Here is an 11846-nt window from a genome sequence, read left to right as displayed (position 1 = left end):
GGCGCCGATTGTTTAGGGAGTCCTAAAACGTTGCCGATTTTTCGGGTGGCCAAAAACTAGTTGCTCGGCCGACCAGTCGCGCTCAGAGCCGCGACTCGATCGCGTCGGCGGCTCGCAGCGACAGCGCGGCGATGGTGAGCGTGGGGTTCATCGCGCCCCCCGTGACGAACACGGAGCTGCCCGCGATCGAGAGGTTCGCGAGGTCGTGCGTTCGGAGGTCGGGGTCGACGACGCTCGATTCCGGGTCGGTTCCCATCCGGGTCGTCCCCATGTGGTGGTACGCCGGGCCCGTCGAGTCCGGACCGACGACCCACTCGATCTCGGCGCCCATCTCCGCCAACACGGAACGCTGGATCTCGTTCGCGCGCTCGATCGTCCGGCGGGTACGGTCGTCGAGCGACCAGACGACCTCGGGCACGGGGTTGCCGTGGTCGTCGGTCCGCGAGCGGTCGAGCGTGATGCGGTTCTCCGCGCGGGGGAACTGCTCGACCAGCGCGCCCATCGCGACGTGGTTGCCGTAGCCCGCGCGGACCTCGTCGAGCAGGTCGTCGCCGAACGTCTCCGCCCCCATCGCGATGTCTGCGGGCGCGGGGCCGGCGTAGTTGAGACACTCGAGTTTGATCGCCCCGCGGCTGTCGTCCTCGCGGTCGTAGAACTGGTGGCTCTCGGTGGTGTTGAAGCCGACGTGCTTCTGCCGGGTGCGCTCGTCGAGCCGGCCGCCGACGCCGGCGAACAGGTGGTCCATGAAGTACCGCCCGACCGCGCCGGAGCTGTTCGCGAGCCCGTCGGGGTACTGCTCGCTCTCGGAGAGCAGCAGCAGGCGCGGCGTCTCCACGCCCCCGGCGGCGAGCACGAACTCCTCGGCCTCCTGTCGGTACGTCTCGCCCTCGGGCGTGACGTACACCGCGGCGGTCACGCGCTCGCCCGACTCGTCGTGTTCGAGTCGCTGGACCGGCACCTCGTCGATCACGCGGGCGCCCTCGTCCTCGGCACTGTCGACGTGTCGCGTCGCGTGGTACTTCGCGCCCGAGGGGCAAACCGGCCGGCAGGTGCCGTAGCCCACGCAGGCGCTCTCGCCGTCGTACGGTTCGGAGTTCCGGGCGTTGGGAACGGAGTGGGTGGTGATCCCCAGTTCCTCGCACGCCTCGGCGAACAGCGAGTCGCTGTAGGATGGCGGGAACGCCGGCAACGGGTGGGGCTGCTCCCGAGGCGGCGCGAAGGGGTTGTCCGACGCGCCCGCGACCCCGAGCGCCGCCTCCGCGGCGGCGTAGTACGGTCGGAGATCCTCGTAGGAGATAGGCCAGTCCTCGGCGACGCCGACCGCGGAGTCGAGCCGGAAGTCCTGCTCGTGGAGCCGCATCACCATCCCCTGCCAGTGGAGCGTCGAGCCGCCGACCCCCTTCACCCGAGCGGCGTTGAGCGGGTAGAACCGATCGCCGCCGGAGGTGTAGGCGTCGCGGGGGCCGCCCATCCCCCAGATCGGCGTGTCGTCGCCCGGGCGGAGGTGGTTCTCCATGCGCTCCTCGCGGTCATCGGGATCGAACCGCGGGCCGGCTTCGAGGACGACCACCTCGTGGCCCGCCGCGGCGAGGCGGTCCGCGACGAGCGCGCCCGCGGGGCCGGCGCCGACGATACACACGTCGGCGTTCTGGGTCGGCGTTCGATCAGTCTGACTCATTCCGGCCCTCTCTGGTAGCTCGCCGTCCCGCCCGGGTACCCCGGAGGATTCTCGAGGCCGGCCAGCGACGCCCCCGTCGGCGACGCGTAGAGGCCGAACAGCAGGTCGTTCACGAGGTAGTAGCGCACGCGCTCGTCGTCGTCGCCCTCGGGGTCCGGGTCGGCCACGTCGACCGCCATGTACGAGAGCAGTTCCTCGCGGTCCCCGGCGTCGAGATCGGCGTACGCCGCCCCTTCGAGGTTCTCGGCGTACTCGTTCAGCGTCGCGATCGCGGCGAGCATCCCACGCCCGTGCTCGGGCCGCTCGCGCACGCGCGGTCGAACCCACTCCGCGACGAACTCCCCCACGTTCTCGACCTCGCTGGGGTAGAGCACGCCCGCCAGCGCGACCAGCGTCTCCAGATCGTCGTCGCCCAGTTCGATATCGGCGTCGCCGTCCTCCGGCCCCTCGTCCCACGAGTCGGCGTCCGGGGCGGAACAGCCGGCGGCGCCGCTCATCCCCACCGCCGACAGCGCTGCCAGCGCGTCCCGTCGAGTGAGCCGCATCTGTCGGCCGAGGATTTGGCTAGCCTAAAGAAGAGCGTTGTGGAAGCGGTCGACTACCGGAGCCGCTCCGAGGCGATCTCCGCGCCCTCGACGAGCGCTTCGAGTTTCGGCCACGCGATGTCGGGGTGGACCATCCCGAGGCCGGCCTGCGTGCCGAACCCGCAGTCGGGTGCGGCGACGATCTCGGTGTCGTCGGGAACGACGTTCGCGACGCGCTCGATGCGGTCGGCGATCGTCTCCGGGTGGTCGATAATGTTCGTCTTCACGTCGACGACGCCCGGGATCAGCGTCCAGTCCTCGGGCAGGGGGTGCTCGGCGAACGCGCGGTACTCGTGCTGATGGCGTGGGTTTGCCTGTTCGACGCTCAGGCCGGAGATGTCGGCCTCGTACAGCGTCGGCAGCATGTCGACGAGGTCGGTGTCGAGGTGGTGGGGGCCCTCGTAGCTCCCCCAGCAGGTGTGGAGGCGGACCTGCTCCTCGGGGATGCCCGAGAGCGCCTCGTTGAGCGCGTCGACGTGGAGCTCGACGACCTCGCGGAACTCCTCGACGCTGTCGTCGGCGAACAGGTGGCTGTGGCCCGTCGCGAGCAGGTCCGGCGCGTCGATCTGGAGGGTCGCCCCCGTCTCCGCGAAGATCTCGTACTCCTCGGCCATCGCGTCGGCGATGTCGAAGACGTACTCCGCGTGGTCGTCGTAGTGCTCGTCGACGTGGGTTGCGGCGACGACGCTGGGCGAGGCGGTGGTGAAGAACGTGTCCTCGATGTCGACGCCCGTGCCGTCCAGTGCTTCGCGGAGCTGCTCGATCTCCTGCTCGGCGGCGTCGTGGCCCTCGTAGCGGATCTCCCCGGTCACCGCGGGCTGTTTGGCAAGGTCGATCACGTCGGTCTCGAACGTGTCCTCGGCGACCGCGGGGTACTCTTCGAGGTCGGCCCACAGCTCCTGTTCGCGCTTGCCGCCGATGTTCGTCAGTCGGTCGCCCACGTAGTAGTTGAACGAGACGCGGGGCTGCTCGCCGTTGTTGATCTCGTCGATCCCCGTCGCGAGCTGGCGATCGACGATGTCGTCGGTCGCCTCGCGGCTCACGCGGTCCCACTCTTCGGCGTCCACGTCGCCGCCCGCCTCGCGGGTCCGGAGCAGGTCGAGCAGCTCCGGCGGTCGCGGGAGGCTGCCGATGTGTGTCGTCTGGATCCGATCGCCGTCGTGAGTCGACATACTCGGTAATACTCTCACCCACAAATATAACTAGTGGTTTTCCAAAGGGCGACAGGCCGGCCGGAAACCGTCCATTCAAGCGGGTCCGCGCCGGGGTGGGCAACATGGACGGAAACGACCGGCGGATCGTGGGGCTAGCGGGGGCGGCCCACGCGCTGGTCCACACGTACGAACTTTCGGTGCCCATCCTCGTGGGGATCTGGCTGGCGGAGTTCGCGACGACGGCGGCCGAGCTCGGGATCGTCGTCGCGATCGGGATGGCGCTGTTCGGTATCGGCGCGCTGCCGGGCGGTGTGCTCGCGGACCGCTACGGCTCGCGGAAACTGATCGCGCTCTGTCTCGTGGGCATGGGCGGCTCGTTCCTCGTGCTCTCGGTCGCGCCGGGCGCCGCGGCGGGCGTGCTCGACGGGCTGCCACTGCTCTCGACCAGCCCCGCAGTGATCGCCATCGCGGTCGCGCTGGTGCTGTGGGGCGCCGCGGCCAGCGTCTACCACCCCGCGGGGCTCGCGCTGATCAGCAAGGGCGTCTCCGAGCAGGGGCGGGGCTTCGCGATCCACGGGATGGCCGGCAACATCGGCATCGCGGCGGGGCCGCTCGCGACGACGGTGATGCTCGCGTTCCTCGACTGGGAGACGGTCGCGGCGGTGCTGGCGGTGCCGGCGTTCGTCGCGGCCGGCGCGACGCTGCTGCTCGACGTCGACGAAACGACCCACCGCGACGACGAGGAGGACGAGGAGGACACGCCCGACACGATCGGCGAGTTCCTCGACGTGTCGATGACGGTCGCCAAGAGCGCGTTCGCGTTCGTGTTCGTCGTCGTGATGATGAACGGGCTGTACTACCGCGGCGTGCTGACGTTCCTGCCCGAACTGCTCGCGGGGCTGGAGACGTTCCAGCCGATCGAGATCGCGGGCGAGCCCCAGGAGCCCGCGAACTACGTCTACTCCGGGCTGCTGGCGGTCGGGATCGCCGGCCAGTACGTCGGTGGCCGGCTGACCGAACGGCTCTCGCCCGGGCAGGGGATCGCGTACGCCTTCGGCGCGCTGGCGGTGCTGGCGGTGCTGTTCCTCCCACTGGCGTCGATGGGCGCGGCGCCGCTGCTGCTGGTCAGCGCGGTGCTCGGCTTCGCGATGTTCGTCGTCCAGCCGATCTATCAGGCCGCCGTCGCGGAGTACACCCCCGAGTCCGCCCGCGGGCTCTCTTACGGCTACACCTACCTCGGCAACTTCGGCGTCGGCGCGCTCGGCGCGGGGCTGGCCGGCGTGATCCTGACGTACTCGAACCAGACGGTGCTGTTCCTCGTGTTCGCCCTGATCGCCGCGATCGCGAGCAGCGTGGGTGTGCTGTTGCTGCGGCGGTAGTCGACTGACGGGTGACTACGGCCGGCGGCTCACGGCACCGTCCCGGTGTCGAGTTTGCTGATCGTCACGACGTACTGGCTCCCACAGTCGCACTCGAGGAGCTCGTCACAGTTCGACTCACCGACGTACCTGAGCGTCCCCGTACAGTCGTCGCACTCGATCTCGACGCCAGTCATGTTACAGTACCAACTGGACGGGGAGGAGATAAGTATTGGCTCATTATGCCGTCACCTGGGGCCGGTAGACGACACCGATCTGTTCACTCGGCGTCGACGGCCACTCGCTCCCCGGCGGAGTCGAAGATCGCGTCCACGACGCGCTGGACGCGGTTCGCGTCCGCGAAGCTCACCAGATCGCCGCCGTCACCGTCCAGTTCGGCGACGAACTCCTCGACCAGCCGCAGCGTCGTCTCGCCGGGGTCGTTCACGACCACCTGCTGTTGCTCCCCCTCGCTGCTCTCGGCCAGTCGATACCAGTCGAGCAGCGTCAGCGACCCCTCGGTGCCCACGACGGTCATCGAGTTCTGCTCGTCCGCGCCGCAGTCGGTCAGCAGGTCGATCGTCCCCGGGATCCCGTCGGCCTCGAAGTAGCCCGTGATCGACGCCTCGTACCGCCCGGGCGCGGTGTGCTCGACCGCGGCGTTCACCCAGTCGACGCCGCCGAACGCCTCCTGCACGCCGAACAGGTAGTGGGTGCCGACCTCCCGGAGCGGCCCGCCCTGCTCGTGGCCGGCGAGCCACTCGACGTCCTGCCACTCGCGGGGCCACTGCGGGAAGCGGAACGTGAGCTCGATCCGCCGGGGCTCGCCGATCGCGCCGGCGTCGATCCGGTCGATCAGCTCCCGGACGCCGGGCGTGTAGCGGAACGGGAGATTGATCGCCGTCGGCTGATCGCTGCACTCGGCCAGCCCGACGAGTTCGGCGCCGACGGTGGCGTCTTCGGCGATCGGCTTCTCACAGATCACCGGCTTCCCGGCGTCGACGGCGGCCTCGACCACCTCGCGGTGGGCTTTCGGCGGGACGCCGACGTAGACGATATCGACCGCCTCCGCCGTGACCACCGCCTCGTGGTCGGTGTACGCCGCACAGTCGTACTCCGCGGCGAACGATTCGACCTTCGACTCCACCAGATCGCAGGCGGCGTGGACGGTCGTCTCGGCGTGTGCCTCGAACGCGTCGGCCAGCCGGTGGCCGATGACTCCACAGCCGACGACGGCAACGTTGTACACAGCGGGCGGAGGGAACGAGCGGGCTTCAGCCTTCGGTCGGCCGCCGACCGCGCTCCGCCGGGGTTATGTCCCCCGCCGACGACGCCGGAGATGTGCAGACGACCGATGACGGCGTGTTCGGCCGGCTTCCCGGGCGGTACGCACACGCGTACCTAGTGGTCGCGTTCTTCGTCCTCCCGGCGGTGGCGGTGGTGCTGAGCGGCGGCGGCGTGCAGCGGCCGCCCGGCCCGATCGCGACCGCGCTGCTCGTCGCGGTCGTCGTCCACCACAGCCTGTTCCTCGTCGCGTCGGTGCTGCTGGACTAGATCTCGAGCGGTGGCTCCCGTCCCTCGGCGACGACGTAGGCGTCGTACACCGCGTACAGCCAGACCGCGGGGTAGAGCACGAAGCCGACCAGCGCCAGCACCGAGAGCATCGCGACGAAGCTGGCGACGACGATCGCCGCGCCCTTCGCGGGCTCGCGGTTGTAGAACTGCCCCAGCCCCGGGAGGATCGCGGAGTACACCGCCGCGACGAACGCGTTCTCGCCGTTGGTCAGCGTCTCGATCAGCTCGTCCATCGACGACCCGGGGGACTGCTGACGGACGCCGCACTCCGGGCAGATCTCCGCCTTCTCGCGGATTATCGCGCCGCAGTCCCGACAGTACACCTCGCCCTCGCCGGGCGTCGTTCGGTCGTCGCCGGCGGGCTCGTCGATCTCGTCGGTGGAAGGCGCCTCGTGGGGCCCGTCGTCGCTCATACCCCACGCTGGGCGTCGAAGGAGCGTAGCTCTTGTGGCACGCGAGGCCGGGGTGCTTTTGGCGCTGGGGCCGCGCGGTTCGATCGATGCCATCGGCCGCCGTCGTGCGCTACTACGCCTACAAGGCGACGAAAGCGGTCGAGCTCTACCGGCCGATCATGTACCTCTACTTCGCGAACGCCGGGCTCTCCTTCTTCCAGATCACGGTGCTCGAAGCCGCCTACAACGTGACGACGGTGCTGGGGGAGATCCCCACGGGCTACCTCGGCGACTGGCTCGGCCGGCGCAACGGGCTGATCGTCGGCACGTCGACGATCGCGCTCACGCTACTGGGGCTCGGACTGGCCGGGCGCATCGAGGGGTCGCTAACGTTCCCGGCGTTTCTCGGCCTGTACGTCTGCTGGTCGCTGGGCTACACGTTCCGCTCCGGCACGGAGGACGCGTGGCTCTACGACTCGCTGGTCGGCGACGGCCGCTCCTTCTCGGATCTGCGGGGCCGCGGCGAGTCGTTCGCGCTCGCGGCCGGCGTCGTCGCCGCGGTCGCCGGCGGCTACCTCGCGTCGGCCGACCTCGCCTACCCCTTCTACGCGGCGGCGGCGGTGACGGGCCTCGGCGCGGTGATCCTGCTGACCGTCGACGACGGCGGCGACGGCCCGGCCGACCGAACCACGCTGTCGGCCAGTCTCGACGCGGTGCGGGCGGCTTTTGCCGACCGCCGGCTTCGGTCGTTCCTCGTGCTGTACTACGTCCTGTTCGCGGCGGCGACGTACCTCGCGTTCATCTTCCTCCAGCCCCGGATCGAGACCGTCGCCGCGGGCTACGGGTTGGGCGACGTGGAGACGCTGCTGGGGTGGTACTACGGGGCGATCAGCCTCGTGGCCGCGGCGGTCACGTACCGCGCGGAGTGGATCCGGGCGACCGTCGGACTGCGGTCGTGGTTCCTCGTCGTCCCCCTCGCGGTGGGGCTGCTGCTCGTCGGGCAGTGGGTGCTGCCGGTCTCGGCGTTCCTCGCGTTCGTGCTCGTGCGCGGGCTCTCCGAGGCGACCCGGGTGTTCGCGAGCCAGTACGTCAACGACCGCATCGACGCCGTCGGGCGCGCGACGACGCTGAGCGCGATGTCGATGGTGAGCGGGCTGGCGGTCGTCCCGTTCCAGCTCGGCAGCGGGCTGCTTTCCGACGCCGTCTCCCCGGGCGTCGCCCTCGCCGCGGCGGGGGCGGTGCTGTTCGTCGGGAGCGCAGTCGTCCACCTCGTCGGCGTGCCCGTCGACGAGTAGGAGCGATACTGGGAGGATTGGTAAGCCTCTTCGCGGTCCGGGCAGAACGCGGTGACGAGTGTCCCGCAACGCAGACGTCCTCCGGCTCCCGATCCTCTACATCGGGCTGGCGCTGGCCAGAGTCGGCCTGATCGATCGGGAGCGAGCGATCGAGACGGCCGATCTGGCGTGGCCCCGCATCGTCACCGGGGTCGCCCGGATGTCGAAAAACGCGGCCGACGTGGCGATGGTCGGCGCGGTGCTCGGCGCCGACGCGATCGCGGGCGTCGGGGTGGCGGGCCCGTTCTGGGGGCTCGCGTTCGCGATCGGCGGCGGCGTCGCCGGCGGGACGATCGCGCTGGTCTCACAGCGCTACGGCGCCGAGGCGTACGAGAGACTCGGGCTGGCGGTCCGCTCCAGCACGCTGCTGGTGATCGTCGTCTCGCTGCCCGTGACGCTCGTGTTCTGGCTGGTGCCCGAGCAGCTGGTCAGCCTGATCAACAGCGACCCGACCCAGATCGACTACGCCGCGCGCTACCTCCGGGTCGTCGGGCTGGGGATCCCCTTCGCGGGGCTGAACCTCGTGGGGAGCCGCGTGCTCGTCGGCGCCGACGACGCCTACACCGCGATGCAGGTCCGGGCCGGCGGCGCGGTCGTCAACGTCGCCCTCAACGCCGTGTTCATCGTCGTCCTCGGCTGGGGCGTCGAGGGCGCGGCGCTGGGGACCGTGCTCTCGAACGTGTTCGCAGTGAGCGCGTTCGCGCTCGGGCTCTCCCGCGGGGGGATCCCCGGGTTCGGGAGCTTCCCCGTCGAGATCGACCCCGTGGGAACGTACGTCGACCCCGGGACGCTGCGCGATCTGGTCCGGATCGGCACCCCCGTCGGCGCGCGCAACCTCGTCTGGACGGTCGCGGAGTTCCCGATGCTGTTCTTCCTCGGCAGCTACCGCGACGGCACGCTCGCGGCGTTCGTCGTCGCCCGCCGCATCTGGGGGATCATGAACACGCCCGGCTGGGGGTTCGGGCTCGCGGCCTCCAGCCTCTCCGGGCAGGCGCTCGGGCAGGGGAAGGAGGCGCTCGCGGAGGCGTACGGCCGGGACATCATCCGCTACTCGGTCGCGACGTACGCCGTCTCGGCCGCGATCACCGCGGTGTTCGCTCGCCCGCTGGTGAGCCTGTTCATCAACACCGACTCCCCCCCGGCGACCGAACCGATCGCGGTCAGCCTGATCTACGCGGCCTGCGTCGCGCTGCTGTTCCGGGGAATCTCCGGCTCCTCGATCGGCCCGCTCGACGCCAGCGGCGACACCCGCGTCCCGTTCCTGAGCCAGTTCCTCGGGATGTTCTGCTGTTCGATCCCGCTGGTGTACCTCGGCTCCGTGACCGCGCTGGGTATCTGGGGGGTGTATCTCGCGTTCGTGGCCGAGACGATCGTCCCCGCGGCGATCAACTACTGGCGGTTCAACAGCGGGAAGTGGAAGGAGATCAGCCGCGAGATCCGCCCCGAGCAGGACGACCCGGCGACGACGGTGGACTGACTTCTCGGAGCCATCGGCGGCGTGAGAACGCTTAACTCGGAGCCAGCCCCCGCGCCGGTATGTCCGAACTCCTGCTCTCCGGCGGCACCGTCCACACGCTCGACGACGACCGACGGGTCGCCGAGGCGGTGCTGTTCCGGGACGGCCGCGTGGCCGCGGTCGGCGACACGGAGACGGTCGACGCCGCGGCGACCGATCCGGAGCTGATCGACCTCGACGGGCGAACCGTCCTCCCGGGGTTCAACGACGCCCACACCCACGTGTTCTCGGTCGGAATCGGTCTGCTCGAAACCGACCTCTCGGCGGCCGACGACCGCGAGGAGGCGCTCGAACTGCTCGCGGAGAACGCCGACTCCACCCCCGCCGGCGAGTGGGTGCTCGGCTTCCAGTACGACGAGAGCACCTGGCCCGCGGGCGGGCGCGACTACCTCACGAAGGGCGAACTCGACGCGGTTTCCGAGGCCCACCCCATCGTCGCGGTCCGCGTCGACGGCCACTCCGCGACGCTCAACAGTCGTGCGCTGGAGGCAGTCGACTTCTCCGGCGTCGAACACGACGTCCGGACCGAGGGCGGCGAGCCGACGGGGCGGGTCGTCGAGGACGCCACCGGCCGCGTGCGGGCGGCCTCCTACCCGGACGTGCCGAAAGCCCGCGAGGCGCTCGACGCCGCGATCGACCGCTACCACGAACTCGGCGTCACGTCGATCCAGACCGTCGCGGGGCTGACCCGCGTCAGGGAGCACGGCTACGTCCAGCAGGAGGCGCTGTTCGCCCACTGGCGCGAGGACGACCTCGACCTGCGGACGACGTTCTACGTCCCGCAGTGGCAGGCAGAGTCGCTGTCGGATCTGGAGATCGCCTCGGGGTTCGGCGACGAGTGGCTGCGGATCGGCGGGCTGAAGACGTTCTCCGACGGCTCGATCGGCTCCGAGACCGCCAAGACCCACCGCGAGTACGCCGGCGGCGGCCGCGGCGAGATGGTGAACGACCGCGAACAGCTCCGGGAGTGGTTCGCCCGCGCCGCGCGCACGAACCAACAGATCGCGACCCACGCCATCGGCGGCGAGGCGATCGACGTGGTGATCGACGAGTACGAGCGCGCCCTCGCGGAGTACGACGACGGGTTCGACCCGCGGCTCCGGATCGAACACGCCGAACTCGCGACCGACGAGGCGATCGAGCGCATGGCCGACCTCGGCATCGTCGCGTCGATGCAGCCCAACTTCCTCCAGTGGAACGGCGACGACGGCCTCTACGAGAACCGTCTGGGAGACGACGTTCGCCCCGAGAACAACCGCTACCGCGAGATGCTCGACGCCGACGTGCCGCTGGCGTTCGGCAGCGACAAGATGCCGCCCGGACCGCTGTACGGGATGAGCTTCGCCGTCGAGTCGCCGTACGAGAGCCAGCGGCTCACCGTCGACGAGGCGCTCGCCGCCTACACCCGCGGCGCGGCGTACGCGGAGTTCCAAGAGGCCGAGAAGGGCGTCCTCGAACCCGGCCGCTTCGGCGACGCGGTCGTGCTCGACGCGGACCCCTACGAGAACCCCGACTCGTTCGACGAGATCGCGGTCGAACTGACCGTGCTGAACGGCGACGTGGTGTACGACGGGCGGTGACGATGCAGGATCTCACCCACGCCATCGAGTCCGGGATGCCCGTCTACCCCGGCGATCCCGCAGTCAGTGTCGACGCCGCGAACACGTTCGCGACCGACGGCTGCCGCGTCAGCGAGCTCACCTGCGGGAGCCACGCGGGCACCCACGTCGACGCGCCGTCGCACACCGAGGAAGACGGCGACACGCTCGATACCTACCCCGTCTCGGCGTTCGTCCGCGACGCCGTCGTCGTCGACTGCACCGATCTCGACGCGCGGGAGCCGATCCCCGCTGATCGCGTGCCCGACCCCGAAACCGCGCCGGACGCGGACTGTGCGGTGTTCCGGACCGGCTGGGACCGCCACTGGGGACGCGATCGCTACCGCGACCACCCGTACCTCTCGGTGGCCGCCGCCGATCGCTGTGCCGCCCGCGGGCTCGCCGTCGCGATCGACGCGTTCAGCCCCGATCCGACGCCGCCGGCCGAGGGGGAGATGGCTCTCGGCGACCGCGACCCGTTCGGCGCCCACCACGCGCTGCTCGGGGCGGGCGTGCTGGTGTTCGAGAACCTCACGAACCTCGGCAGCGTCCCCGAGCGGTTCGAGCTCCGCGCCCAGCCGATCGCGCTCGGCGGCGACGGCGCGCCGGTCCGGGCGGTCGCCGTCGGCGACGACCGAGCGTAAGCGGTTTCGGCGC

12 protein-coding genes are annotated in these 11846 nt (G+C 70.4%); 6 read left to right on the top strand and 6 right to left on the bottom strand.

The features are described from left to right. Positions 1–82 precede the first annotated feature (82 nt). From ACQUSM_RS01990 to ACQUSM_RS01980, 3 genes are read right to left on the bottom strand one after another with little or no spacing between them, the layout of a single operon-like run. A complete protein-coding gene (locus ACQUSM_RS01990) occupies positions 83–1678 on the bottom strand; it encodes a GMC family oxidoreductase (RefSeq protein ID WP_435115210.1) in 1596 nt (531 codons plus the stop codon). Beyond that, on the bottom strand, positions 1675–2223 hold the full coding sequence (locus tag ACQUSM_RS01985) for a gluconate 2-dehydrogenase subunit 3 family protein (RefSeq protein ID WP_435115209.1): 549 nt from the start codon (positions 2221–2223) through the stop codon (positions 1675–1677). Before ACQUSM_RS01985 ends, ACQUSM_RS01990 begins: the two co-directional genes overlap by 4 nt. A gap of 53 nt (positions 2224–2276) precedes the next feature. Beyond that, a complete protein-coding gene (locus ACQUSM_RS01980; RefSeq protein WP_435115208.1) occupies positions 2277–3434 on the bottom strand; it encodes a methionine synthase in 1158 nt (385 codons plus the stop codon). A gap of 104 nt (positions 3435–3538) precedes the next feature. Between ACQUSM_RS01980 and ACQUSM_RS01975 the strand changes: the two genes are divergently transcribed. Then, positions 3539–4795 carry an MFS transporter gene (locus ACQUSM_RS01975; RefSeq protein ID WP_435115207.1) on the top strand — a complete coding sequence of 419 codons (1257 nt, stop codon included), beginning with the start codon at positions 3539–3541 and terminating at the stop codon, positions 4793–4795. 29 nt (positions 4796–4824) lie between these two features. On the opposite strand, the gene ACQUSM_RS01970 is transcribed toward ACQUSM_RS01975, so the two are convergent. Further along, positions 4825–4971 (bottom strand): hypothetical protein, encoded by a 147-nt coding sequence (locus ACQUSM_RS01970; protein ID WP_435115206.1) that lies wholly within the window; start codon positions 4969–4971, stop codon positions 4825–4827. 83 nt (positions 4972–5054) lie between these two features. Continuing rightward, positions 5055–6023, bottom strand: coding sequence for a Gfo/Idh/MocA family protein (locus tag ACQUSM_RS01965; RefSeq protein ID WP_435115205.1), 969 nt, complete (start codon positions 6021–6023; stop codon positions 5055–5057). Positions 6024–6115: 92 nt separating this feature from the next. Between ACQUSM_RS01965 and ACQUSM_RS01960 the strand changes: the two genes are divergently transcribed. After that, positions 6116–6328, top strand: coding sequence for a hypothetical protein (locus ACQUSM_RS01960; RefSeq protein ID WP_435115204.1), 213 nt, complete (start codon positions 6116–6118; stop codon positions 6326–6328). Here the strand turns inward: ACQUSM_RS01960 and ACQUSM_RS01955 are convergent. After that, a complete protein-coding gene (locus ACQUSM_RS01955; protein ID WP_435115203.1) occupies positions 6325–6762 on the bottom strand; it encodes a DUF5683 domain-containing protein in 438 nt (145 codons plus the stop codon). The two genes, ACQUSM_RS01960 and ACQUSM_RS01955, sit on opposite strands and share 4 nt — an antisense overlap. Before the next feature lie 86 nt (positions 6763–6848). Here ACQUSM_RS01955 and ACQUSM_RS01950 point away from each other — a divergent pair, with 86 nt between their 5' ends. From ACQUSM_RS01950 to ACQUSM_RS01935, 4 genes are read left to right on the top strand one after another with little or no spacing between them, the layout of a single operon-like run. Then, positions 6849–8036, top strand: a complete 1188-nt coding sequence (locus ACQUSM_RS01950; RefSeq protein ID WP_435115202.1) for an MFS transporter — start codon at positions 6849–6851, stop codon at positions 8034–8036. A 58-nt stretch (positions 8037–8094) separates the two neighbouring features. Continuing rightward, positions 8095–9552 carry an MATE family efflux transporter gene (locus ACQUSM_RS01945; protein ID WP_435115201.1) on the top strand — a complete coding sequence of 486 codons (1458 nt, stop codon included), beginning with the start codon at positions 8095–8097 and terminating at the stop codon, positions 9550–9552. Positions 9553–9611: 59 nt separating this feature from the next. After that, positions 9612–11171, top strand: coding sequence for an amidohydrolase (locus ACQUSM_RS01940; RefSeq protein ID WP_435115200.1), 1560 nt, complete (start codon positions 9612–9614; stop codon positions 11169–11171). A gap of 2 nt (positions 11172–11173) precedes the next feature. Continuing rightward, complete coding sequence (locus ACQUSM_RS01935) at positions 11174–11833, top strand: cyclase family protein (RefSeq protein WP_435115199.1); 660 nt, start codon at positions 11174–11176, stop codon at positions 11831–11833. Positions 11834–11846: the final 13 nt, after the last annotated feature.

This window comes from Halolamina sp. C58, from assembly GCF_051195095.1.
GTDB lineage: Archaea > Halobacteriota > Halobacteria > Halobacteriales > Haloferacaceae > Halolamina.
Note: the sequence above shows the minus strand (reverse complement) of the source record. Positions and strands in the feature narration are given on the sequence as shown.

Coding starts and splice junctions, on each gene's coding strand:
- ACQUSM_RS01990 (WP_435115210.1), bottom strand. CDS start 1,678: ATGAGTCAGACTGATCGAACGCCGACCCAGAACGCCGACGTGTGTATC.
- ACQUSM_RS01985 (WP_435115209.1), bottom strand. CDS start 2,223: ATGCGGCTCACTCGACGGGACGCGCTGGCAGCGCTGTCGGCGGTGGGG.
- ACQUSM_RS01980 (WP_435115208.1), bottom strand. CDS start 3,434: ATGTCGACTCACGACGGCGATCGGATCCAGACGACACACATCGGCAGC.
- ACQUSM_RS01975 (WP_435115207.1), top strand. CDS start 3,539: ATGGACGGAAACGACCGGCGGATCGTGGGGCTAGCGGGGGCGGCCCAC.
- ACQUSM_RS01970 (WP_435115206.1), bottom strand. CDS start 4,971: ATGACTGGCGTCGAGATCGAGTGCGACGACTGTACGGGGACGCTCAGG.
- ACQUSM_RS01955 (WP_435115203.1), bottom strand. CDS start 6,762: ATGAGCGACGACGGGCCCCACGAGGCGCCTTCCACCGACGAGATCGAC.
- ACQUSM_RS01950 (WP_435115202.1), top strand. CDS start 6,849: ATGCCATCGGCCGCCGTCGTGCGCTACTACGCCTACAAGGCGACGAAA.
- ACQUSM_RS01940 (WP_435115200.1), top strand. CDS start 9,612: ATGTCCGAACTCCTGCTCTCCGGCGGCACCGTCCACACGCTCGACGAC.
- ACQUSM_RS01935 (WP_435115199.1), top strand. CDS start 11,174: ATGCAGGATCTCACCCACGCCATCGAGTCCGGGATGCCCGTCTACCCC.